Annotated in this window: 16 protein-coding genes, 2 tRNA genes and 1 pseudogene; 10 read left to right on the top strand and 9 right to left on the bottom strand. The window is 44.4% G+C overall.

The features are described from left to right. The first annotated feature begins 193 nt into the window (after window positions 1–193). The 4 genes from IEW69_RS04635 to IEW69_RS04650 all read left to right on the top strand — a co-directional run bounded on the left by IEW69_RS04635 (window position 194) and on the right by IEW69_RS04650 (window position 5,993). Window positions 194–3,301: a SusC/RagA family TonB-linked outer membrane protein gene (locus IEW69_RS04635; protein WP_188625651.1), complete on the top strand. Its 3,108-nt coding sequence runs from the start codon at window positions 194–196 to the stop codon at window positions 3,299–3,301. Window positions 3,302–3,318: 17 nt separating this feature from the next. Then, window positions 3,319–4,881, top strand: coding sequence for a SusD/RagB family nutrient-binding outer membrane lipoprotein (locus IEW69_RS04640; protein WP_188625652.1), 1,563 nt, complete (start codon window positions 3,319–3,321; stop codon window positions 4,879–4,881). Between the two features lie 9 nt (window positions 4,882–4,890). Beyond that, window positions 4,891–5,688, top strand: coding sequence for a DUF4397 domain-containing protein (locus IEW69_RS04645; protein ID WP_188625653.1), 798 nt, complete (start codon window positions 4,891–4,893; stop codon window positions 5,686–5,688). 89 nt (window positions 5,689–5,777) lie between these two features. Continuing rightward, entirely contained in the window at window positions 5,778–5,993 is a 216-nt protein-coding gene (locus tag IEW69_RS04650) for a hypothetical protein (protein WP_188625654.1), read from the top strand. 2 nt (window positions 5,994–5,995) lie between these two features. On the opposite strand, the gene IEW69_RS04655 is transcribed toward IEW69_RS04650, so the two are convergent. Further along, on the bottom strand, window positions 5,996–6,322 hold the full coding sequence (locus IEW69_RS04655) for a 2Fe-2S iron-sulfur cluster-binding protein (protein ID WP_188625655.1): 327 nt from the start codon (window positions 6,320–6,322) through the stop codon (window positions 5,996–5,998). Window position 6,323: 1 nt separating this feature from the next. Beyond that, window positions 6,324–7,334 (bottom strand): NAD(P)/FAD-dependent oxidoreductase, encoded by a 1,011-nt coding sequence (locus tag IEW69_RS04660; RefSeq protein ID WP_188625656.1) that lies wholly within the window; start codon window positions 7,332–7,334, stop codon window positions 6,324–6,326. 93 nt (window positions 7,335–7,427) lie between these two features. Here IEW69_RS04660 and IEW69_RS04665 point away from each other — a divergent pair, with 93 nt between their 5' ends. The 3 genes from IEW69_RS04665 (at window position 7,428) to IEW69_RS04675 (ending at window position 9,515) form a co-directional block, all read left to right on the top strand. Continuing rightward, window positions 7,428–8,171 (top strand): UDP-2,3-diacylglucosamine diphosphatase, encoded by a 744-nt coding sequence (locus IEW69_RS04665; RefSeq protein WP_188625657.1) that lies wholly within the window; start codon window positions 7,428–7,430, stop codon window positions 8,169–8,171. Window positions 8,172–8,258: 87 nt separating this feature from the next. Beyond that, window positions 8,259–9,332 (top strand): peptide chain release factor 1, encoded by a 1,074-nt coding sequence (gene prfA / locus IEW69_RS04670; RefSeq protein WP_188625658.1) that lies wholly within the window; start codon window positions 8,259–8,261, stop codon window positions 9,330–9,332. Between the two features lie 109 nt (window positions 9,333–9,441). After that, window positions 9,442–9,515, top strand: a tRNA-Asp gene (locus tag IEW69_RS04675). A 107-nt stretch (window positions 9,516–9,622) separates the two neighbouring features. Here the strand turns inward: IEW69_RS04675 and IEW69_RS16885 are convergent. Together IEW69_RS16885 and IEW69_RS16890 are read right to left on the bottom strand one after the other, a co-directional pair. Beyond that, window positions 9,623–10,546 (bottom strand): annotated as a pseudogene (locus IEW69_RS16885) (ISAon1 family transposase); the annotation flags it as partial. 43 nt (window positions 10,547–10,589) lie between these two features. Next, window positions 10,590–10,952 (bottom strand): ISAon1 family transposase N-terminal region protein, encoded by a 363-nt coding sequence (locus IEW69_RS16890; protein ID WP_229663510.1) that lies wholly within the window; start codon window positions 10,950–10,952, stop codon window positions 10,590–10,592. Window positions 10,953–11,205: 253 nt separating this feature from the next. Here IEW69_RS16890 and IEW69_RS04685 point away from each other — a divergent pair, with 253 nt between their 5' ends. Together IEW69_RS04685 and IEW69_RS04690 are read left to right on the top strand one after the other, a co-directional pair. After that, entirely contained in the window at window positions 11,206–12,858 is a 1,653-nt protein-coding gene (locus tag IEW69_RS04685; protein ID WP_188625659.1) for an RNA/DNA-binding domain-containing protein, read from the top strand. A 243-nt stretch (window positions 12,859–13,101) separates the two neighbouring features. Further along, a tRNA-Asp gene (locus IEW69_RS04690) sits at window positions 13,102–13,175 on the top strand. A 59-nt stretch (window positions 13,176–13,234) separates the two neighbouring features. Here the strand turns inward: IEW69_RS04690 and IEW69_RS04695 are convergent. Continuing rightward, window positions 13,235–13,924: a response regulator transcription factor gene (locus IEW69_RS04695; protein ID WP_188625660.1), complete on the bottom strand. Its 690-nt coding sequence runs from the start codon at window positions 13,922–13,924 to the stop codon at window positions 13,235–13,237. Further along, window positions 13,914–15,386 (bottom strand): sensor histidine kinase, encoded by a 1,473-nt coding sequence (locus IEW69_RS04700; protein ID WP_188625661.1) that lies wholly within the window; start codon window positions 15,384–15,386, stop codon window positions 13,914–13,916. Before IEW69_RS04700 ends, IEW69_RS04695 begins: the two co-directional genes overlap by 11 nt. A gap of 109 nt (window positions 15,387–15,495) precedes the next feature. Here IEW69_RS04700 and IEW69_RS04705 point away from each other — a divergent pair, with 109 nt between their 5' ends. Next, complete coding sequence (locus IEW69_RS04705; protein WP_188625662.1) at window positions 15,496–17,868, top strand: TonB-dependent receptor; 2,373 nt, start codon at window positions 15,496–15,498, stop codon at window positions 17,866–17,868. Window positions 17,869–17,872: 4 nt separating this feature from the next. Here IEW69_RS04705 and IEW69_RS04710 read toward each other — a convergent pair whose 3' ends face one another. Genes IEW69_RS04710 through IEW69_RS04720 form a run of 3 tightly spaced genes read right to left on the bottom strand, consistent with a single transcriptional unit; the run spans window position 17,873 to window position 22,680 of the window. Beyond that, window positions 17,873–19,255, bottom strand: a complete 1,383-nt coding sequence (locus tag IEW69_RS04710) for a mercuric reductase (RefSeq protein ID WP_188625663.1) — start codon at window positions 19,253–19,255, stop codon at window positions 17,873–17,875. A gap of 19 nt (window positions 19,256–19,274) precedes the next feature. After that, window positions 19,275–21,122 carry an alkaline phosphatase gene (locus tag IEW69_RS04715; protein WP_188625664.1) on the bottom strand — a complete coding sequence of 616 codons (1,848 nt, stop codon included), beginning with the start codon at window positions 21,120–21,122 and terminating at the stop codon, window positions 19,275–19,277. Window positions 21,123–21,147: 25 nt separating this feature from the next. Then, window positions 21,148–22,680 (bottom strand): SusD/RagB family nutrient-binding outer membrane lipoprotein, encoded by a 1,533-nt coding sequence (locus IEW69_RS04720; protein WP_188625665.1) that lies wholly within the window; start codon window positions 22,678–22,680, stop codon window positions 21,148–21,150. Window positions 22,681–22,685: the final 5 nt, after the last annotated feature.

Consider the following 22,685-nt stretch of genomic DNA (forward strand, 5'->3'; position numbering starts at 1 on the left):
ATCAATAACACGATCTGCGTGTTTATGCGGGAATCTGCCTGCTTTTCAGAATTAAATGTTACTCAAACATTAACCAGGTATTTAATAATCAAAAAATATAATGATATTTACCTAACAAGCTGAGGAATGCGTGTTACTGCGCGTTTCGTTTGTACGTTCTAGGTTAACTCATTATTCACAAACAAACTAATTCATGAAAAAAAAGCTACTCATGTTTTTATGGGGCATTATTTTGTTCGCAACAAACGCTGTTGCACAACAACTTAATGTTACCGGTAAGGTGACCTCTTCTGATGGTCAGCCAATACCAGGTGTCTCGGTAAGGGTCAAAGGTGCCCAGGCGGGTACACAGACCAACACATCCGGTGTATACACCATCACTGCCCCAAGTGGCGCAGTGCTATCTTTCTCTTACATCGGTATGACTCCACAGGAGAAAACGGTTACTGGCAACACCATCAATGTGGTACTTGCCGATGATGCACAAGGTCTAAACGAAGTCGTAATTACGGCTTTAGGTCAGCAGGTCTCCAAACGTTCACTTGGTACCGCACAACAGGCCGTAAAAGGCGCAGAAATCGCGAACACACAACGGGAGAACTTCATCAACGCATTACAAGGCCGTGTGGCTGGTGTGGAAGTAAACAACTCTTCAGGTGTTCCTGGTGCATCTTCTTCCATCACCATCAGGGGCGTAAGTTCCATCAGTGGGAACAATCAGCCGCTTTTCGTAGTTGATGGTTTGCCGATCGACAACAAAACCCTAAGCACTACTGCTTTCACTTCAGAGAAAAGCTCATCAACAGCTTTCAATAACCGTGGGGTGGATTTTACCAATCGTGCAGCAGATATCAACCCGGAAGACATCGAGTCTTTAACCGTGTTAAAAGGTCCTGAAGCTGCGGCTTTATATGGTATTGATGCGGCCAATGGTGCTATCGTAATTACCACAAAGAGAGGTAAAGCAGGTGCAGGTTCTGTAAACTACAGCAACAGCTTCCGTGTAGAAACCATACGTTCAACGCCGGAAATTCAGCATAAATATGATATCGGAAGTGCAGGACAGAATAATGTCGTAACGACTTCAGGTGGTTCATACCCTTCATTTGGGCCAGCATTCCCTGCAGGCACAAAGTTGTATGATAACGTTGATGAATTCTTCCAGCAAGGGTTCACCCAAAAGCACAACTTGTCTTTTGATGGTGGCTCTGATAAGGTGAATTATAGAATCTCAACTTCTTATGTAGATCAGCAAGGTGTGGTACCCGGTAGTACATATGAGCGCTTCAACATTACAGGTGCTTCACAAGGAACGGTAAACAACTGGTTAAAAACAGACCTTTCCATGCAGTATAGCTACTCAAACAATGATCAGGCTTTCAAAGGTAGCGGCGGTCCGCTTCTTGGATTGTTGGTATGGCCACAAACAGACGATGCCAGCAACTACCTTACTCCAGCAGGTCTGAGAAGAAGAATATCACTTCCAGGATTCCCTGAAGGACAGCAAAGCGAGATTGATAACCCTTATTTCAACGTAAATAAGAACAAGATCAACTCAAAGGTGAACCGTATCGTTTCCAACTTTGGATTGACGATTACACCGTTCTCATGGGTTAACATTAAGTCAAACATCGGTATCGATGCCTACACCAGCCAGAACATGATCTTGCGTCACCCGGAAAGTGCTTCAGGTTTCTCAAGAGGTGGTTTGCTGGATGTTGCAAATGACGTTACCCGCAACCTGAACATGCAGAACTTGATCAATTTCACCAGACAAAACCTGAGTGAAAACTGGACTTTCGATGCAACTTTAGGTAATGCAATCCAGGATGCACGTTCAAACATCGACGCCGGTTCAGGTGAAAACTTCCTTGATCCAAACTTTGTATCCCTGAACAACACGGCGACAAGATTAAACAGCACCACGATTCAACAGCGTCGTCTGGTAAGTTTCTTCGGTCGTGCAACTTTTGGTTACAAAGACTTCTTATACCTTACTGCAACCGGACGTAATGACTTAACCTCAACCATTCCGGTTGATTCTTACTCTTTCTTCTACCCATCAATATCGGGAAGTTTTGTCTTCACCGACGTGCCTGCTTTCAGCGGTTTGAAGAAGTTCTTTACTTCAGGTAAATTAAGAGCGGCTTACGCACAAGTGGGTAAAGACGCTAAACCTTATGCTTACCAGCCTTCATTAGAAAATAAACTTACTGTTGGTGGTGGTTACGGTTATGGCTTCACTGGACCAAACCCTGGTCTTAAGCCGGAATTTGCGAAATCTTACGAGTTCGGTACTGAACTTGCATTCCTGAACGATCGTTTAGGTATTGACGTAGCTGTATATCGCAAAGAAACAAAAGATCAGATTGTAAATGATATCCGTGGCAGTTATGCAACAGGTTTCATCCTGCTTAACCTAAATGGTGGGGTTACCCGCAATGAAGGTGTGGAGGTGAGTGTTAGAGCGAGACCTATTGAGCGCCCTGGATTTAGCTGGGATATCTTAGCCAACTTCGAACACGCGAAAGGTACTGTACTTGCATTACCAAACGAATTGCCGGAATCTTATGTTTCTGATACCTGGTTATACGGAAACGTACGTAACGGAAATACACCGGGTGAATCAACAAGATCACTAACTGGATTTTTCTACCTGCGCAATAACAATGGCGACGTGCTGATCAACCCTTCTTCAGGTCTGCCGGTAAGGTCAACAACCTTCATCAGTGCTGGATACGACAGACAGCCTGATTTCAGCTTAGGTATAACCAACAGCTTTAGCTTCAAAGATTTCTCCCTTTCATTCCTGATCGATACCCGTAAAGGTGGAGACGTGCTAAATGCAACACAACATTACCTAACCACTCAAGGTTTAAGTACACGTACACTAGATCGTGAAACCCCTAGAGTTGTTAAAGGTGTGTTACAGGATGGTAGAGAGAACTCCGCTAATCCAACACAAAATACAATCGTTGTTAATCCTTATCTGCAAAACAGCTACTACACGACAACAAGTGAAGAGCAGTACATTGAAAAAGATATCAACTGGATCAGACTTAAAGATGTGACTTTGTCTTACCGTTTACCTACAAAGCTTTTACAAAGACAGAAATTCTTTAAATCCGCAAGTGTATTTGTTACCGGGACAGACTTATTCCTGATCACAAACTACACCGGACTTGATCCGGTTGTAAACGGCAACACTGCTGCTGTGGGCGGTTCAGGATCAGCCGGTATAGATTTTGGAAACTTCCCAATGCCAATTGGAATGAACTTCGGAATTAAAATTGGCATGTAATCTAAATTGAAATAATCATGAAGAAATTATATATCACTATGCTCACTGCTGCAGTAATGCTTGCTGGCAGTGGATGTAAAAAGTATTTGGATGTTAATACAAATCCAAATGCACCACAAACGGTGACACCAAACCTTTACCTGTCGCCAATGCTACACTGGATGGTTACAGCCCCGCAATACGATGCGCGCTTTATCAACCGGTATACGCAAAACATGACCTTAACCACCACCAACAGTAGCTGGGACCGCATGGGTTATGATCCAAGTTCAGATAACGGCGGTGAGTTGTTCCGCGATGTGTATTGGAGTTTCGGCCAAAATCTGGTTGATATGATGACCAAAGCGGAAGCTGAAGAACGTTGGGATCTATTGGGTGTTGGCTACGTGCTAAAAGCATGGGGCTGGCAGGCACTAACCGATGTTCATGGCGAGATCATTGTTAAAGAAGCAATCGATCCAACCAAAAATGTGTTCAACTACGATACCCAGGAATACACTTACGAAGAGGTACAACGTTTATTGGACCTTGCCATCACCAACCTGCAAAGAACTGATGGTGCTGTTGATGCAGCATTCCTTGGTAAAACGGACATCATCTATAAAGGCGACCGTACCAAATGGTTAAAGTTTGCTTATGGCTTGTTGGCGATGAACCTAAATCACTACAGCAATAAAGCATCTTATAAGCCAGATGAGGTTATCGCAGCAGTTGATAAAGCGTTTGAAAACAACAATGATGACGCCCTACTGCTTTACACAGGCGTGTCAAACGACGACAGGAACTTCCTGGGCTCAACAAGAGCGAACTTCAACACTTACAGACAAACGTCATTCATCGTAAATCTGATGAATGGCACGGAGTTCTCCGGTGTGGTGGATCCTCGTATGACAAGAATGCTTTCACCTGCACCAGACGGCGTATATCGCGGCCTGGAGCCAACTTTCGGTAGTGGTGCATTAACTGCAAACCAGATTCCAAATAACATCTACGGATATACCGGAACTGTAGCGGTAGGTACACCAGTACGTTACCTGTTTGATGATAAAAGCAGAGTGCCTGCAATGACTTACTCACAGTTGCAGTTCATCAAAGCGGAAGCGGCATTCAAGAAAGGTGATCGTGAAACGGCATTAACTGCTTACAGAAATGGTATTTCTTCGCACATCGACTTTGTGAATGCGAGAAACCGTGACAACAATCAAACGCCAACCCAGATTACCACAGAAGAAAAGAATACTTTTCTGGCCAATCCGGCGATTGTACCAACAGCAGCTAATTTAACGTTATCACACATCATGGAGCAAAAGTACATCGCTCAATGGGGATGGGGTGCGTTGGAGCAGTGGATGGACTTAAGAAGATACCACTATACAGATGCAGATCCTGCTACAGGTCAGCAGGTATTCGGTGGATTTGTAATTCCGGTAAACTTGTATCCAGATAATGCAAACAAGCCAGTTTACCGCATCAGACCACGTTATAACTCTGAGTACATCTGGAACCGCGAAAGTCTTGACAAAATCGGAGGTCTGGCGCTGGATTACCATACCAAAGAAATGTGGATCACTCAACCTTAATCTCGAATCATGAAGAAAATAAATATAATTACAGCAGTTCTCCTACTTTCCACGTTTTTCGTTTCCTGTGAGAAGGATGGCGTAAAGGAACTGGAAACAACAACAACAGAAGCTGGTGCTCAAATTAAGTTTTTCAACTTCGGTGTAACTGCACCGTCCATGAACTTCTACGCGAACGACCAGAAGGTGTCGGCAGTCGTAAGTGCTACCGGTACGGAAGCACTTACAGGTGTTAATTATGGCAGCGTATTCCCGGCAACAAACTACGCGCTGATCACTGGTGGTAACTATACCTTCAAAGGTATCGTGCCTTCAACGGCGGTGGCAGATGCAAATGCGGTAATTGCGAGCATTCAAGGAAACGTTGAAAATGGTAAATCATATTCATTGTATACCAGCGGTCCCTTTAATGCAGCTGCAAAAACAGTTGACGGCTTTATTGTAGAGGATGTTATTCCTGCAGCAAACACCACTGCTGCGCACGTGAGGTTCGTAAATACCATCGCAAATGCGACTGCAGGATTTGATCTTGTTGCGAAAAGTACAACCACGGCTGCGGAGATTGTTATTGCAACTAACATCGGTTACAAAGCTGCTTCGACCTTCGTGGAAGTTCCAAATGGTGTCTATGAGATTTACGCAAGATACCCTGGAAGCCCTACGAATGTGATTACCAGAAATGGTACCTCTAACGTATCGTTTATCGCAGGCAGAGCATATACCATCAGCTCAAGAGGAGATATGACCGTTACCGGCGCAACCGCTGTGAACAGGCCATTCCTGGATAATACATCCAACAGACCTTAACCGGTTTAAAAAAGTAAAAGCCCATACCATTACGGTGTGGGCTTTTTATATTTATATATTTTTATACTTTTGATAAAAAAGATCTCAATATGGCAAGCTTTACACTTACTCCTGAAACTGCTGAAAAAGTTAAACTTAAATTCCTGCGCAAATACAGAGATTTAGCACAGCAAGATTTGCCTTTTAAGCCGGGTATGGAAGAAGCGCTGGTAACACAATTAATGGAACTAGTTAAACGGGATCGCCGTTATGTGGAGTTTACCATCCAAAAGGCCCTTGCAGATCCAGACGGAAACAGGCTTTAAGCCTAAGTTCCGTGTAGTTTTACCACCAAGCCGTCCATTGCTGGATTAAGCTTCAGCTGGCAGGCTAACCTCGAGTTTGGCAGCAAGTCTGGAAGGGTATCCAGCATTGCATACTCATCGTCAGACATTTCATTCAGCTTTTCTTCGCCTTCAAGCACATCCACACAGCAGGTGGCACATAGTGCCATACCGCCACAGGTAGCAAGAATATCGTATTCAGAAGCTTTCAGAAACTCCATTAAACTTAAGCCCATATCTACCGGTGCTTCCATTGCGTGTATCGATCCATCCGGATGCTGTACGCTTACTGTAATGTTATTTTCTTCCATATTAGAATTCTGCTACACCGTTTACCGTAGTGTATTTCATGGTATATTTAATGCCTGGGTTCATGTACTGGTATGCACTGTGGCTCATTAAAGCCGCTTCATGGAAACCACAAAGGATAAGCTTTAGTTTGTTTTTGTAAGTATTGATGTCACCAATTGCATAAATACCTGGGATGTTGGTCGAGTAATCATCTGTATTTACTTCAATGGCGCTTTTGCTGATGTTTAATCCCCATTGCTCAATAGGACCTAATTTAGGGCTCAAGCCAAACAAAGGAATCAAGTGATCTGCTTCCACGTTGGTTACTTCCATCGAACGGTTGTGAATGATCTCTACATTTTCCAGTTTACCAGTACCACTTACAGAGTTCAGGTTGCTGTTCAAGATCAGGTTAATTTTACCGCTATCCGCTAGTGCCATCACCTTGTTTACCGAATCTGGTGCACCCCTGAAGCTTTCACTTCTGTGTACCAGCGTAAGCTGATCTACCACATCTGCAAGAAAGATGGTCCAGTCAAGTGCCGAGTCACCACCACCTGCGATCACCATTTTCTGATCACGGTATTTCTCTGGATCAAGGATCATGTAGTTCACACCTTTACCATTCTCAAACTGCTCAAGACCAGCTACAGCAGGTTTACGAGGCTCAAAACAGCCAAGTCCACCAGCAATAACAACAACTTTCGCTTCGATCTGTGTACCCATGTTTGTGGTAAGCAAGAAATCGCGCTCGTCACGTTTTTCAAGACTTTCAATTCGCTCGCCTAAGGTAAATCCAGGGTGGAAAGGTTTCGCTTGTTCCATCAGGTTATCAATCAGTTCCTGTGCAAGAACGGTCGGATATCCAGGAATGTCGTATATGGGTTTTTTAGGATATATCTCTGAAAGTTGTCCGCCTACCTGAGGTAAATAATCTATCAGGTGACAACGCATTTTTAGTAAACCTGCTTCAAATATTGCGAAAAGACCAACCGGTCCGGCGCCAACAATGGCTATATCTGTAGAAATCATGTATTTAAATTTCCTGCGAATTTACGAAATTTGTTTGTAATGATTCTTGATTGTAGACAAATGCTTCAGATCTGACTATATTTGTCCCAATTGATGACAAAGAAAATATATTTCGCTTCTGATTTCCACCTCGGATCACCTAATCACCAGCAAAGCCGGCTGCGGGAAGACCGGATTATTCGCTGGTTGACCTTCATTGAGCCAACATGTTCTGAATTGTTCCTTATGGGGGATGTGTTTGACTTCTGGTTTGAATATAAGATGGTCATTCCTAAGGGCTACGCCCGATTACAGGGTAAACTTGCCACGATGAGCGATGCCGGCATCAAGATCTACTTTTTCAAAGGCAATCACGACATGTGGGTAAATGATTACTTTACCACGGAGCTGGGCATGCAGATCGTGAGTGATGATTTTCAGATGGAGCGCAATGGTAAACAATTCTATCTGCATCACGGAGATGGCCTCGGCCCTGGTGATCATAAATACAAGTTCCTGCGGAAGATCTTCCGCAATCCGGTATGCCAATGGTTATTCTCCCTTGTACCCCCACGGATCGGCATCGGCATTGCCAACGCCTGGTCCGATAACAGTCGCACCAAAAAAGCGCACGCTTTCACCGTACCCGAAGACGAATGGTTGTTTACACATGCTACGGAAGTACTTCAGAAAAAGCATTACGACTACTTCATCTTTGGCCACCGCCACCTGCCATTAGACCTTAAAGTAGGCGAGAACAGTCGCTATGTGAACACGGGAGAGTGGATGAACTACAGCTCTTATGCCGTTTTCGATGGCAACGAGCTTGCCCTGAAATATTTTGAAAAGGAATATTAAGCGAAAAACCTTATTTTTGCATTCCAAACTTATAACCTGACCAGGAATATTCTATTGATGGTCAGGCCATTTAATTTCTAAAAACATATGTTAGAAAAATTAGAAGCTATAAAACTGCGCTGGGAAGATGTAGAAGAGCAGTTGAGCAATCCTGATACCATGCAGGATATGAAGCGCTTTGCACAACTTAATAAAGAATATAAAGACCTTACCAAGATTGTAGACGAATACAAAGTTTACAAGAATGTAATGAGCAATATTGAAGCAAACAAAGAAATCCTAAGCAATGAGAAAGATCCTGAAATGCGGGAGATGGCAAAGGAAGAACTAGATTTGCTGTTAAAGGAACAAGAGGAACTGGAAGAACGCGTACGTTTAATGCTGATTCCTAAAGATCCTGAAGATGCGAAGAATGCCGTATTTGAAATCCGCGGTGGAACCGGTGGTGATGAAGCAGCGCTATTTGCTGGCGACTTGTACCGTATGTACACCCGTTTCTTCGAACAGAAACGTTGGAAAGTTGAGGTTGTAGATGTTACCGAAGGTACTGCAGGTGGTTACAAAGAGGTAATCCTTAAAGTGTCTGGTGAAGATGTATATGGCCAGCTGAAATACGAATCTGGTGTTCACCGAGTACAACGTGTGCCGGAGACTGAAACCCAGGGTAGGGTACACACCTCTGCAGCTTCTGTAGCGGTATTGCCAGAGGCGGAAGAAATCGACTTCTACCTTAACCCTGCAGATATAGACTTGCAGACCTCCCGTTCAGGTGGTGCTGGTGGACAGAACGTAAATAAGGTAGAAACGAAAGTTCAGCTTACCCACAGGCCATCCGGAATTGTCGTTGTTTGTCAGCAGGAGCGTTCACAATTAGGGAACCGTGAAATTGCTATGGAGATGCTTAGAAGTAAGCTTTACGACATCGAAGTGCAGAAGAAGAATGGCGATATTGCTGCAAGGAGAAAAACCATGGTATCTACCGGTGACCGTTCAGCAAAGATCAGGACTTACAATTACCCACAGGGAAGGGTTACCGATCACCGTATCGGCTTAACGCTTTACAATCTGAATGCGGTAATGGATGGCGGTGTGCAGGAGTTGATTGATGCGCTTCAGTTTGCTGAAAACGCAGAAAAGATGAAAGAAGGCGCAACCATTTAAATTTTAGGCGCTGGGAACTAAGTACTTATCCGGCGCGCTAAGATTTTATAAAATAAATGTTGCAAAATAAGATGTTTGCTCTATATTTGCATTCCCGAAAGGGACAAACGGACCGGTAGTTCAGCTGGTTAGAATGCCGCCCTGTCACGGCGGAGGTCGCGGGTTCGAGTCCCGTCCGGTCCGCAAAAGCCACTCCAACGAGTGGCTTTTTTGTTTTTACAGCTTTTTTTATTTCAAGCGCTCCTGCGGGGATTTGGGATCGAGTCAAAAACTTGTGGAGTAAGGGCGTTTTAAGCATAAAGTTGGGTAAGGCGATACAAGAAGAACTCGGTGCTTCTGACTCCCCTAAACTGGCTTCTGAATGCCTTTATTTTTGCATTAAAGGACTCCGCTGAAGCATTCGTAGATCGACTATCAAAGTAGTTCAGGATGGTTTGATAATGGTACTGAATGGATCTTGAAATCGTGTTAAAGGACTTAAAGCCCGATTGTCTTACTGCCTCATGCCATTTGGCGAGTCTTGCCAGACCGTAAAGTTTGTCGGTAGTTTTCTCAAAGATATTGCTTAGTTTGAGGCTCAAGTTATAAGCTTGCTTAAGTTTAGGATACTTCTCGAAGAGTAGATCAGCTCGCTCTTTCTGGCTCGGTGACCAGGCATCCGGTCTTCTGTACAATGCGTATCGACTCCGAGCTAGTAATTGCTTTAATGTATCACCGTTTGAGAGTACTTCTGCATGGAAGGTTTTTTTTGCTTTTCTAGCCTGGTCTATAGCCTCATTTTCTACATCTAAGGCTTCCCAGCGGTATTTAATGCGCATCTCCTGCAGCGCTTCAGTTGCTAGTTTCTGAACATGGAACCTGTCAGTCACACGAACCGCTGAGCGGAAGCAACGCTTCGCAATGAGCTCCATATTACCTGCCATGTCCAGGGTAATCTCAGTGACTTTCCTTCTTAGGTTTTCGGGAATTTTCTGCAGTACTTCTATAACGGTATCTGCCTTTGTACCAGCAATGATGGCGACAATAGCGCCCTTTTTACCCTTGGCAGCCTTGTTGGTGAGTATTGTATAAAGTTCCCCATGAGATAACGAGGTCTCATCGATGGACAACTGAGTGCCTAAGTTCTCGGGGAAAAGCAGCCAATCTTTTGCATGCGACCTTTGGTTCCAGTCCTTGAACCCACTTAATGACTCGCGGTAGTTGCGCTGCAGGGTTTTCCCTTTTACCCCATAAAAGCCACCTACAGTATGGACCGAGCTAGGGCTGGTATCGACTGATTTCTTTTAAAAAAGCCGCGAATCCCTCTGTTATTCGCGTGCCTTCTGCAACAATATTCCAATCCCGGTAAGCCACTTTGTTTGTGCTGGTATTGAGCCAGCGACGACGTTTGATATGAAGGAACACCTTGTGCCCGCGGATGGGGAAGTCCTGCACGGTAATCGTGGGGAAAAAGCCTTTGGAAAGCAGTTTCTCTCCATCAGGCACATTCGGGGTAATGTTAACTTCCTGCAGCTCTAGATGAAAAACATCTTCTTCTTTGCGCACTTCTTTGAGTTCGAAAAAGTCAAGAATGAAATCTGGAAGTAGTAAGCTTATTAAGGTGTGGTATCCGTCCTGCATGAAGTAAGAAATCTAAACCACCAAAGCTAAAAATATAAGACCTAGTCCACAAGTTTTTGACTTGATCCGGGATTTGTATATATGCTATCTTCATATTCTTCTAAGATAGTCTTTGCAGGACATGGGTGACACATTCGTGAATTATTGTCATAAGTAGCTCATGATAAATTATAGGGCTGGCTGATTGCAGCAGTGCCTTTGAGGAGTGGATGTAACTTCTTTTTAATTCGGTATCTTCGGTTTTATTTTCCACATGAACTTTTTTGAAGATCAAAATGTTGAGTACAAGAGTCTCAAGCATGCGATAGGACCAAAGTCCAATATCACTGCATTAGCCGAAACCTGTGTTTGTTTTGCTAATGCACAGGGCGGACTTATCATTGTCGGGATAGAAGATGGGCTTACAGCTCCTGATCCTTTTCAGAAAGTTGCGGTCGAGGACCTGAATACTGTTATCGCCCGACTTAGATCAATGACTGATGGAGTTGGTATTGCGGGACAAGAGATATTGCAGCATGATAATGGTGGCGAATACTTCCATTTCAGAATTTTGCCTTCGACAAGAGCAATTGCTACAACGATTTCGGGAAAAGTTCTTATCCGGATCACCGACAAGTGCTATCCAGTAGGCAGCGAAGAACTGACGAATTTGGCGGCCGAAAAAAATGCATTTCAATGGGAACTTGTTGTGCCATTTAAAGTTTCTCTTGCAGATGTAGATCAAAACGAAGTTAGAGCCTTTGTTACTGACATAAAAGATTCTCCAAAGGTTTCTGATTTCCTAAAACAGTTGGATGTTGAAGATCTACTGAAATTCTATCAGATGCTGAGTTCGGAAGGCTATCTAACTAATCTTGGCCTAATCTGGTTAGGAATGCCCCAACAACGGGCTCGAGTAAGTTATCCAATAACACTTCAATACATTGTGTATAATGAGCGTGATGAAAAAATTAGGAAGCGAGACTGGCACTTTCATAATTACAATCCAAAAAGCTTATTACTGGATATCGAAAAAGAGGCTGTTGAGTTAACATACAGTACTGAGCTACCCGACGGGCTATTTAGGAAACAGGTTAGGAACTATCCCAAAGAGGTAATAAGAGAACTCTTAATTAACGCCATTGCACATAAGCGTTTTACGGTCTCTGGAGATATATTCATTGAGGTTTACACAGATCGGCTTGTTATTACTAATCCTGGAGGATTACCACTAGGCATCAATAAAAATAACATATTACATGAACGTCACCGCCGTAATCCACACTTTATACAAACTTTGCATGATCTTAGTTTAATGGAGGGTGAAGGATCTGGATACGATCTTGTGTATGAAAAGCTGGGACGAGATGCTAAGCCATTACCTGATATTGAAAGTAGCTTAAACAAGATGTCAGTGACCGTTTATTCTGGCGTAGTGGATACCGAGGTGTTAACCATTTTAGATTATGTAGACAGGCATTTCAATCTTACTCAAAGGGAATACATCACGCTTGGTTTGATTGCTCGAGAGCGAAAAGTTCTTCCAACGCTTTTATCTCAGAAACTTCAGTTAGCCCAAGAAGATCGTCTCAGAGGCTGGATTGGTTCTTTATTAGAGAAGGGGATTATTGAAACAAGGGGTGTAAAGAAGGGAACGCAATACCTTCTGAATCCAAATCTGTTTTCTCAGGCGAAGCTAGACATTAAGCCTTCCCTGAAAACCATAGCACCTCACCAACTAGATATGTTAATTCATGAGGATTTAAAATATAATGGTGCAAGTAAGCTATCGGAGATTCATTCCCGTTTGAATGAGGTGCAGGAAGAAGATATTCGTAGAAGACTTTACGCTCTAGTTAAATTAGAAGCACTATCTATATCTGGAGGCAAAAGAAATAGGGCCTATGCGTTGGCAAAAAAAAATTAAATGTAAAATAAAACTTGAAATGATTGATTGAGTGGTTTGATTAAGTTATTGAATTACAGGTTGTTACTGGATTTTTCTTTTATTAAGTTTATTTTTTGTTCTCGATCATATTATATTAAACTACTTACTGGTTACTCATTTATTGAGGTGGCTGCATAAATTCTTTCCGCCCTGGAGGCGCTTTTTTCATTTATCCGCTATTATTAGAAAGATAATTATATATTTGCACTCCCAATGGGAAACGGACCGGTAGTTCAGCTGGTTAGAATGCCGCCCTGTCACGGCGGAGGTCGCGGGTTCGAGTCCCGTCCGGTCCGCAAAAGCCACTCTAACGAGTGGCTTTTTTGTTTTTACAGCTACTTGCTTTAGCGCTACTCTAGAAAATCAACTTATAGCCCGCACCTCTGATGCTCATCAACTGCACGCTGGCTTCATCTTTCAGCATTTTGCGTAGATGGGACATAAACACATCCATACTGCGGGCATTGTAAAAACCATCATCACCCCAGATCTCCAGCAATGCAGTCTGACGCGGAAGTAGCGCATTACGATGTTTCAATAACAGTTCCAATAAAGCGGTTTCTTTAAAAGACAACTTGTGCGTCGTCTGAGCGGTAACCAATACCTGGCTCAGGGGATCCAGCTCGCATGCCCCAAATACAATTCTGGTTGAAGACTCTGGTGCTTTTGCGCCAACTGCGCCAAAACGACTGAGTAGCGATTCCATGCGCACCAGCAATTCACCCATATTAAAAGGCTTTTTCAGGTAGTCATTGCCGCCACTCTTAAAACCTTTGATCACATCTTCCGGCATTGATTTAGCACTCAGGAAAATAATTGGAATACCATTGTCCAGCTTCCGGATATCTTCCGCCAGCGTATACCCATCCTTCAAGGGCATCATAATGTCGAGTACACAGATATCCGGCGGACCTGCACGAAACAGTTCCAAAGCCTGCTGTCCATTACTCGCAACCACAACATCATAACCGCTACTCGTCAGTCCGTCGCTGATAATTTGCAACAGCGTCGGTTCATCCTCCGCATATAGTACCTTATGCTTCATGGTATGCAGGTAATTTGATGATAAAGTTACTTCCTTTTCCAACAACACTTTTGACTTCTATACTGCCATGGTGCTGCTCAATAATCTGCTTTACGTAATGCAATCCTAGTCCAGAGCCTTTTACATTATGCACATCGGCTTGCGCTGGCACCCTGAAGAACCTTTCAAAGATCCGTTCTCTGTAAATCCTGTCGATGCCAGGACCATTGTCTTCAATGCTAATCTGAACATGCGTCGGGTCACAGCTGCAGGAAACCCTCACTTTTGCCTGCTCACCGCTATGTTTAAGTGCATTATCAATAAGGTTATAACATACGTTCGTCAAGTGGACCGGGTCTCCATCTACAAAGCAGGGTATTTCTGAAGGAATGTAATCAATGCTGACACCCATACTACGTTCTCGCAAGCGCATGGAATCCACAACCGTTTCCAGGCCCTGCTGTACGTCAAACAATTCCGGACGTAACTTCATCGCTCCATTATCGAGTTCCTCCAGGTTCAGTACTTTATCAATCATCAGGTTCAGGTGGTTCAGTTGCGCCTTACTGATGTCCAGATATTTCTCAAGCTTTGCCGGATCTCGGGATAGTTGGTATCGGGTGATGGCATCTAAAGCGGCTTCAATTACGGCGAACGGCGTTTTCAGTTCGTGTGTCATGTTTCCGGTAAAAGCAATTCGGGCTTGCGAATACAGACGCTGGTTTCGGAGTACCTTAAACAAGAAAATAAATGCAACAGCAGTCAAACCGAGCATCAAAAATGAAGAAACCAGGTAGTAGCGCATCCGGTACAATACCACGCTGTCAATAGAGGGGACCACCAACTGGTAGTTGTGAAAAAAGAAGTTCAGGTTATACGCATATAAGGCACTGCGGTAGTCGGCATTTTGCGCAGCCTTCCAGGCGGCATAGTTTTTCGGTTTGCCGGAATCATAGCTGTACAAAAGGTAGGTACTTTTTACATCCAGCCCCATTCTTGAACATTCCACTTTTACCAGGCTATCCATGCGGCGAAGATCCCGCTGGTCGGCGGCTATCGCCGAAGCCATGGTTTGCCCTTTATCCAGTATGTGCGTCACGCGGCTACTATCTTTAGTGGTCCTTGGTTTTTCGTTGGCAATCCTAAGGCTGATGTCAATGTACGCACTATCCTTATCTAGATCCGAGCTGAATCTGGCGGATCCGATGCCTTTACCGCGCATCGACATAAAAGATTGCTTAAATAAAAGCCATTCCGGTGAAATGAAAAAGTTGCGGAAGTTCTCACTTCTTTCGCGACCATGCATGATGCTGAGGTAATCATTCTTGCTCGCCGCATTTTTCACCACTTCCTCCAGGTCTCTTTTTACCTGAACCTGTTGCGCGCTGAACAATTGTGTCAGCCATGCAGCCTGAAGCGCGATGCTGGCGAGCATGGCCAGTGCCACCAGTGGGTATGTGTATTTGTTGGACCACCATTTCATACTACGAATTTGCTCATAATCCGCCGGCTTTAATGCTGATTACTGACGATTTAACCTTGTTTAACATTGCTTAACGAGCCATTACATAGCCTTGAATTAGGTTTGTGACATGAAAAAGCTCATCCTAATTTACATCATGCTACTGCCCTGGATTGCGCAGGCACAGTCGACACTCACTGGAAAAGTTAAAAACATAGACGGTCAGCCGCTTGATGCAGCAACAATCACCCTGAAGCAGGGCGAAAAACAAATTGCCTTGGCCTTCGCCGACCTTGGAAATTTCCATATGAACTTTCCAAATGCAGGAACATACCGCATCACAGCAAGCCTTGTTGGATATAAGCCACTCGACATGGAAGTTGCCCTACCGAAAGAAACTATTTTGCTGGTCCTCCATCCAGAAGATCAGCAACTGGAAGAAGTGCAGGTCACTTTTAAGCAACCATTGATCCAGCGGAAAATTGATCGTGTAACCTTCAACGTGGAGCAAAGTATACTTGCAAGCGGTGGCACTGCATGGGAAGCATTAAGCAAAGCGCCGGGTGTACAGGTTACCAGTAGTAATGAAGTCACTGCTAACCGGAAGAACGTTAAAGTTTACCTCGACGGGCGGCCACTTAGCCTATCCGGCGATGAACTGTCAGCTTATCTTCAGGGCTTGCCTTCAGATCTGGTCTCGCAAATCGAAGTATTTTCTAATCCACCGGCAAAATTTGAAGCGGCTGGCACATCTGTGATCAATATCATCACCCGAAAAGCGAAACAGGAAGGCCTGAATCTGACCCTAAATGGCGCATTCACTCAGGGAAACTACAGTAACTACAATTCGAACGCCACTTTCAATTACAGGAACAATAAGCTCAATGTATACGGCAGTTACGGATTCATACACCGGCAAACCTTTCAGGATCACAACGTGACCATAGATTTTGGTAATGCAATCTGGAAAGATGTAAATCGAAGCATTACAACGTCGGATAATCATGCGTACCGATTGGGTGCCGATTACCAACTCAGCACCAATCAGGTGTTAGGATTTCTAATCAATGGCAGCAATCGCAATAGCGATACCCGAGGGCATACCGACACAAGAGCGGAAACGACGCAGATGCGACTCGATTCTACATTAATATCTGACAACAGCTCGACCGGTACGAATAACCAATTTGCATATAATGTAAACTACAACCTGAACCTGGACTCGGGTAAACGCATTTTAAATATCGACTTAGACTATTCACCGTATCAAAGCAGCAGCGAGGCCTATGCCGACAACCGCAGTTTTCTACCAGATGGACAACAAACCACAAATCTGTTCCACATTTTTACGCCAAGCACGCAGCACATCGACATCTATTCTGCGAAGGCAGATTATAGCGATAAGCTATTCGGGAAATTTGATGTCAGTAGCGGCTTAAAGTACAGTCGTACGAAAAGCCAGAATACTTTCACGTATTTTAATCGGGAACCCGCGAACTTAGTCCTGGTTCCGGAAAACGGCAATCGCTTCATTTATCGTGAAAACATTATGGCGGCATACACCAGCCTTTCCGGGACTTTTGGAAAGTTGTCGGTGCAAGTGGGACTGCGTGGCGAGTACACCCGCACAAGTGGTTTATCCATCACGCTTGATGAACTAAATGAACGAAACTATTTCAAATTGTTTCCAACAGCATTCTTGCAATATAAGATCGACGAGCACAATGAACTGCTGCTGAATTATGCTTACCGTATTGAACGTCCGGAGTATAACCGCCTGAATCCAGCGAAGCGTTATGCTTCACCCTACAACATTTATGTGGGCAACCCAGCACTGCAGCCCTCATTTGTGCAGAACATCGAATTGGGCTATTCCTATAATAAGCGCTATCATGTCAGGGCCAGTTACACCCTGAAGCGCGATCTCTTCACGAATATCAACATTCAGGATAACGAAACGAAAATCTATTTCGGTACCCAGGCAAACCTTGGCTTAAGTCGCAGTACAAGCCTTCAGCTTTCTGCTGATTTTACACCAGCAGCCTGGTGGGACATAAATGTGCTTGCTGAAGGCTACTGGCAACAAGAAAAGTCACCCTACTTAAGTAGTAGTTATGATTTCAACATCATTTCCTACTATGGCACCATAAAACAGTCCTTTACTATAGATAAAAAGCGCGCGTTAAAGGCGGAGCTGAGCGGAACTTTCACCGGTCCCGGCTTGCAAGGCATATACCGCGCAAACCATAATTCGGCTATCGATGCAGGTATTAAGATGAACGTACTGCAAGGTATGGGGACCTTAAGACTGGTTGCGAATGATGTTTTCAATACTTATACAAACAACATCAGCATAGATTTTCTTGATCAGCGCAGTTCGTTTTTCCATCATAATGAAAGCAGAAGTGTAACCCTCAGCCTTTCTTATCGGCTAGGAAAAAATGTGAGCGCCTCCCGTAACCGCACAACTGCTAGTGAGGAGGAACGTAAACGGACAAATTAGAGGCTTACTCCTCCAGGGTCATAAACAAATTATTCAGGGATTCTGAATAGGTGGGGTGAGCAAATACGCCGTCCCTAAGCACATCATAAGTAAGGCCGCCCATCATGGCCAGCTGTATAACACTCATGACCTCGCCACCTTGTTCAGCCAGTATTGCTGCACCGAGGATCTGCCGGGTATCGGCATCTACAACGGCCTTCATAAAGCCATCGGTTTGCCCAGTTTCCGTTGCACGTGCCACCTGTTTCATTGGTAATTTTGCCACCTTTATATTATAGCCTTGCTCCAGGGCCTGCTTTTCTGATAATCCAATTCGCCCAAGCTGTGGGTCGGTGAACATACAATAGGGTAAGGGGCGACCGGCTGTGCTACGGTTGGCGCCTTCAAACAGGTTCCGATAGACAATGATATAATCATTATAAGCAATGTGCGTAAATGCGGGACCACCGTTAATGTCGCCTAATGCATAAACACCTTTTACATTGGTCTCCAGTTTTTCATTTACCTGAATGTAACCTTTCTCGTCCAACTGAATGCCGGAGACCTCCGGTGCCAGCGTGGCTGTTAAAGGTTTTCGACCGGTTGCCACTAAAATGTGCGAGCAAGTTATTTCCTGTTCGGTGCCGTTGACGGTTATGGTCGCTTTTATAAATTCGCCTTGTCGTTCAAATTTTATCGCCTGACTGTTTGTATAGATCTTCAATCCCTCGTTTACTAAGATCTCGTTCAACTCTTCTGAAACATCTTCATCTTCCCGGGCCATAATGCGGGGGCCGCGTTCAAGCAGGGAGATCTTACTTCCGAATCGGTGGAACATCTGCGCAAATTCCAGCGCAACGTAATTGCCGCCTATGACCAGCAAATGATCCGGCACTTCTTCTACATCTAACAATGTGGTGGAAGTGAAGTATCCGACCTCGTCTAAACCTTCGATTTCCGGGATCATGGGTGTTGTTCCCGCATTTATGAAAATCAGGTCAGCCGTTAACTCCAGCTCTTTGCCATCGTTAAGTTTTACAGATAGTGTCTTGTGTCCGGTGAAAGTCGCCGTTCCGAAGATGAGGTCCAGGTTTTCAGTTTCGTCCATACTGTTCCTGCTGCTGTCGCGCCAACTCACAACCAACTCGTCTTTACGTTGCTTAATTTCCTTCATATTAATATGGGAGCCCGCTATATGAACACCCAGAGGAGCGGAGTGTGCAACCTGATGTGCCGCCTTTGCAGAGGCGATCATCGTCTTCGTAGGTGTACAGCCGTCGTTTATACAGGTGCCTCCAACAAAACGTTTCTCAATGATGGCTGTATGTTTGCCGGCTTTCGCCAGTTCTTTACACAGTGGAGATCCGGCTTGCCCTGAACCGATCACAATGGCGTCGTAATGCTTCATATCTAAATCTAAGAAAATCCTACTTTAAAAGTTCAAGCACCTTCTTCGGAATGTCGGTATTTTGTAGAAAGCCAGTAAACTGATTCGCACCAGGACCATAACTGAGCAGTGGTACCGGTAACCCTGTATGGTCACCAGTCGTATACGTAGCCATAACTGTCCCCGCCTTATAATTACCATCAAGTACAATCAATCCTCCCGTTTCATGATCGGAGGTGATAATCACCAGGGTCTCCCCATCTTTATCTGCAAATTCCAAAGCCTTACCAATCACCCGATCAAAGCTCAGATACTCATCAATACTTATGTTTAATTTATTACTGTGTCCGCCATGATCAATCTTTGCACCTTCTACCATCAGGAAGAATCCCTTTTTGTTATCGGCAGATAAGAATCTCACACTTTTATCGAAAGCTTCTTCAATAAGTCTGAAGTTTTCAGCAGGCCGATCATTGTCGAAGCATAGCACCCGCTTGTTCTTGCCACCTGCAGGCAAAGCTGTTAAACCCTTATGGACCTCAATTCCACTTGCTTTCACCTTATTCAGAATTGCATCAGCGTTAGCATTGAAAACATCGTTGTTGCCGCCAATGATCAAGGATAGCGGACTGCGACTTAGATCCTGTGCGATGCTGTCGCTCTGATCACGCTCGGTTTGGTGTGCATAGAAAGAAGAAGGGGTGGCTCCAGTTACACGGTCATTGCTGACAATGCCTGAACGGACTCCCATTTCAGCCAGTTTTTCTGGAAGGTTCGGGATTGCTTTTCCATTAGCATCCATACCGATGTAACGGTTATTCGTTTTTTCTCCCGTAGCCATGGCCGTTGCGCCTGCTGCGGAATCGGTGGTATAGTCATTTGCTGCGGCGGTGTTTGAAAAGCCTACATGTTTAATCATTGTCGCATTCAACAACCCGCCGTTGGCTGTGGCAGCCACCCAGAAAGACGAAAAGCCGGATCCATCACTAATCAGCAGAATAACGTTCTTCGGTTTGCCTCTACCATTATCCGTTTTGAATGTTGGCTGATAAACCTCGTGTCTGCCCTTTGCTGTATAGGTATTGTCTGGATATTTATTTAGGAACTCTGCCATTTCAGCTGGAGCGTCTGTATTCAGGTATTCTACACCCATCTTTATAAAAGCCTGCCAGCAAGTCTTCGTATCCGGATTCCCCCAAAAGCGGATTGGCTTTCCAACCTGATGTACAGAATCTACGAAGTTTTTGGCTCGCAGCGAATCTGGTGCCGTCATGCGTCCTAGTCCGTTCCATTTGCTGAAGTCCTGAAAGTTCGCGCTAAAAAAAGCCACACGGCTCAGCTCATCTGCGGTGTAAGGTGTACTCCGTTTACCGTCAAAAAAGAAGATTTCGTCAAAATCCTTGAAATTTGCAGCAGCGGGAGCGTCACCAGTGATAACCAGCTTCACTGCATCCGGATTGTTCCTAACGTCAAAAAGGTGACGAACCGGTTTTAACTTCGCTTCAAGCAATTTCAAAGCCGGTGTGCCGCTGGTTTTCAGGTCTATCATAAACTGCAGCCTGTTGCCATTCTTATAAGCTTTATTGTTTCCGTTCAGCTTCATCTCACGAATTAACGGTTCGATGTATAAGCTTTCTATCGTGCGCTTAGGGTCAATCTCTTCTTCCGCATGGGCTACATATAGCGCCGTGCCCCGCTGAAAAACATCAATCTCCATAGATGCGAAGCCATTTGAATGTGCAGTATAGAAAGGCTGAGGTTGTAGGTAGTCATTATGGGAATGTGCATTGCGGCCAACATCGTATTGTTGAGCAAACAATGGAATCGAGGCGCTTGAGAAAAGTAGGCTGAGCATGATACTGCTCAACCTGTTATTAGTTATGTTCATGAAAGGGTTTTTGTATAATGTATTTTTAAGGCTGGAACCAAACATTGGTATTGTGCGTAGGCATTTTGCCATCCATATTTTGTTGTATCCATTCTAGTAGCTTTGGATTGTTCTGTTCATTATCCGAATATACATATCGGACCGGAATAGCTGACAAAACTGAAGGACCAGGACGTAATTGTGGGTAGCCAAGTCTTTTCCAGCCAGCCCAAGCCTCAAAGCCATTTAAATAGGCATCTATCCATAGTTGCTCGGCAATCTGCTGAATGGGGTTTGTTGCTGATAGTGCTACTGAAGGTTGGGCAAAATAGGCATTCAATTGTTCAGTGGAAATGAACGGCGTTTCAGCCTGACTTGCGGTTCCTACTGCAGACCATTTTTCCATCGAGGCTCTGATTGCGGATTCATAGGCTGCACCGGCGGTACCATTTACACCCATGTTGCGCTGAATCGCCTCCGCTTTTAGCAACAACAATTCTGTATAGCTCATCAGAAAGGCCCGGTTCTCTTTGCGGATCCTTTTGCCAATAACAGAATAGTCGTCTTTATTCAAACCCGTACTTGCATAATCAGCAAGTTGTTCGGCATTACTTAAGCCTGCACGCTGTCCGCGATACGTTAGGGGCTTTGAAGGATCCTTAAGCCTTGCGTTATAAGCGTTTTTTGTAGGTGCCGCAAATATGCCCAGACGTGGGTCATTCTTACTGCTAAGCAGGTTTACCAGCACATCACTTACTCTTGCATTTCCATTGAAATCAACACCGCTACCATCTGCAGGCGGATTCTGGATAAACCAGTAATAAAGATCCGTGTTGTTATTGTAAGTTAGCGTTGCTTGATCATTGTTGTTTTCAAAAACCGGATGATCCGCTGGATCATTGAATATTCTTGATACAGCTTCATTGACATTGACTTTGGCAGATTGTCTCATCAAAATCCTTAATGCAAGTGAATTTGCGAACTTACGCCAGCGCAGGGTATTCCCGCTAAATAGAATATCGCGGTTAATGGTAACTCCTGCTGGGAGCGACTTCAGCTGCTGGTTTGCCGCTTCCAGATCTTTTAACATCAGTCCGTAAACTTCCTGTTGGGACTGAAAGCGTGCGAACTCCATACCGCTGATGTTGCCCATACCCGCTTCATCATAGGGTATGTCACCATACGCATCGGTCACTAAAGAAAGGATGTAGACTTTAAGAATAGTTCCTACTGCAACGTATTGCGGAAGGTTGGTCTTTGTTCCGATATCTTTTAACTGATTTACATCTTTTATCAATCGCATTGCACCGTTCCACTCTTCACGATAGGAAGCACCGGTAAGGTTGTATCGACCATCCTCTTCGCTGGTGCCGCCAAGCCATGCCAGTTGTTGTACATATTGCCCGGCGCGACTTCCACTCGCAGTCATAACATTTGCCGCTCCTTGGATTAGTGGTGGTAAAAGCATTTCGGCAGGTACTGTTGCCGGATTATTGGGATTGATATTTATTTCTTCGAATTTGCTGCATGAACTGAATAACGCTACGATCAGGCAAACCATTATAGATGATTTCTTCATTATAT

The sequence above is a fragment of the Pedobacter quisquiliarum genome (genome assembly GCF_014642175.1).
Classification (GTDB): domain Bacteria; phylum Bacteroidota; class Bacteroidia; order Sphingobacteriales; family Sphingobacteriaceae; genus Pedobacter; species Pedobacter quisquiliarum.

Excerpts from the sequence above, each read along its gene's own strand:
- IEW69_RS04635 (WP_188625651.1), top strand. The coding sequence starts at position 194 with ATGAAAAAAAAGCTACTCATGTTTTTATGGGGCATTATTTTGTTCGCA.
- IEW69_RS04640 (WP_188625652.1), top strand. The coding sequence starts at position 3,319 with ATGAAGAAATTATATATCACTATGCTCACTGCTGCAGTAATGCTTGCT.
- IEW69_RS04645 (WP_188625653.1), top strand. The coding sequence starts at position 4,891 with ATGAAGAAAATAAATATAATTACAGCAGTTCTCCTACTTTCCACGTTT.
- IEW69_RS04650 (WP_188625654.1), top strand. The coding sequence starts at position 5,778 with ATGGCAAGCTTTACACTTACTCCTGAAACTGCTGAAAAAGTTAAACTT.
- IEW69_RS04655 (WP_188625655.1), bottom strand. The coding sequence starts at position 6,322 with ATGGAAGAAAATAACATTACAGTAAGCGTACAGCATCCGGATGGATCG.
- IEW69_RS04660 (WP_188625656.1), bottom strand. The coding sequence starts at position 7,334 with ATGATTTCTACAGATATAGCCATTGTTGGCGCCGGACCGGTTGGTCTT.
- IEW69_RS04665 (WP_188625657.1), top strand. The coding sequence starts at position 7,428 with ATGACAAAGAAAATATATTTCGCTTCTGATTTCCACCTCGGATCACCT.
- prfA (WP_188625658.1), top strand. The coding sequence starts at position 8,259 with ATGTTAGAAAAATTAGAAGCTATAAAACTGCGCTGGGAAGATGTAGAA.
- IEW69_RS16890 (WP_229663510.1), bottom strand. The coding sequence starts at position 10,952 with ATGCAGGACGGATACCACACCTTAATAAGCTTACTACTTCCAGATTTC.
- IEW69_RS04685 (WP_188625659.1), top strand. The coding sequence starts at position 11,206 with ATGAACTTTTTTGAAGATCAAAATGTTGAGTACAAGAGTCTCAAGCAT.
- IEW69_RS04695 (WP_188625660.1), bottom strand. The coding sequence starts at position 13,924 with ATGAAGCATAAGGTACTATATGCGGAGGATGAACCGACGCTGTTGCAA.
- IEW69_RS04700 (WP_188625661.1), bottom strand. The coding sequence starts at position 15,386 with ATGAAATGGTGGTCCAACAAATACACATACCCACTGGTGGCACTGGCC.
- IEW69_RS04705 (WP_188625662.1), top strand. The coding sequence starts at position 15,496 with ATGAAAAAGCTCATCCTAATTTACATCATGCTACTGCCCTGGATTGCG.
- IEW69_RS04710 (WP_188625663.1), bottom strand. The coding sequence starts at position 19,255 with ATGAAGCATTACGACGCCATTGTGATCGGTTCAGGGCAAGCCGGATCT.
- IEW69_RS04715 (WP_188625664.1), bottom strand. The coding sequence starts at position 21,122 with ATGAACATAACTAATAACAGGTTGAGCAGTATCATGCTCAGCCTACTT.
- IEW69_RS04720 (WP_188625665.1), bottom strand. The coding sequence starts at position 22,680 with ATGAAGAAATCATCTATAATGGTTTGCCTGATCGTAGCGTTATTCAGT.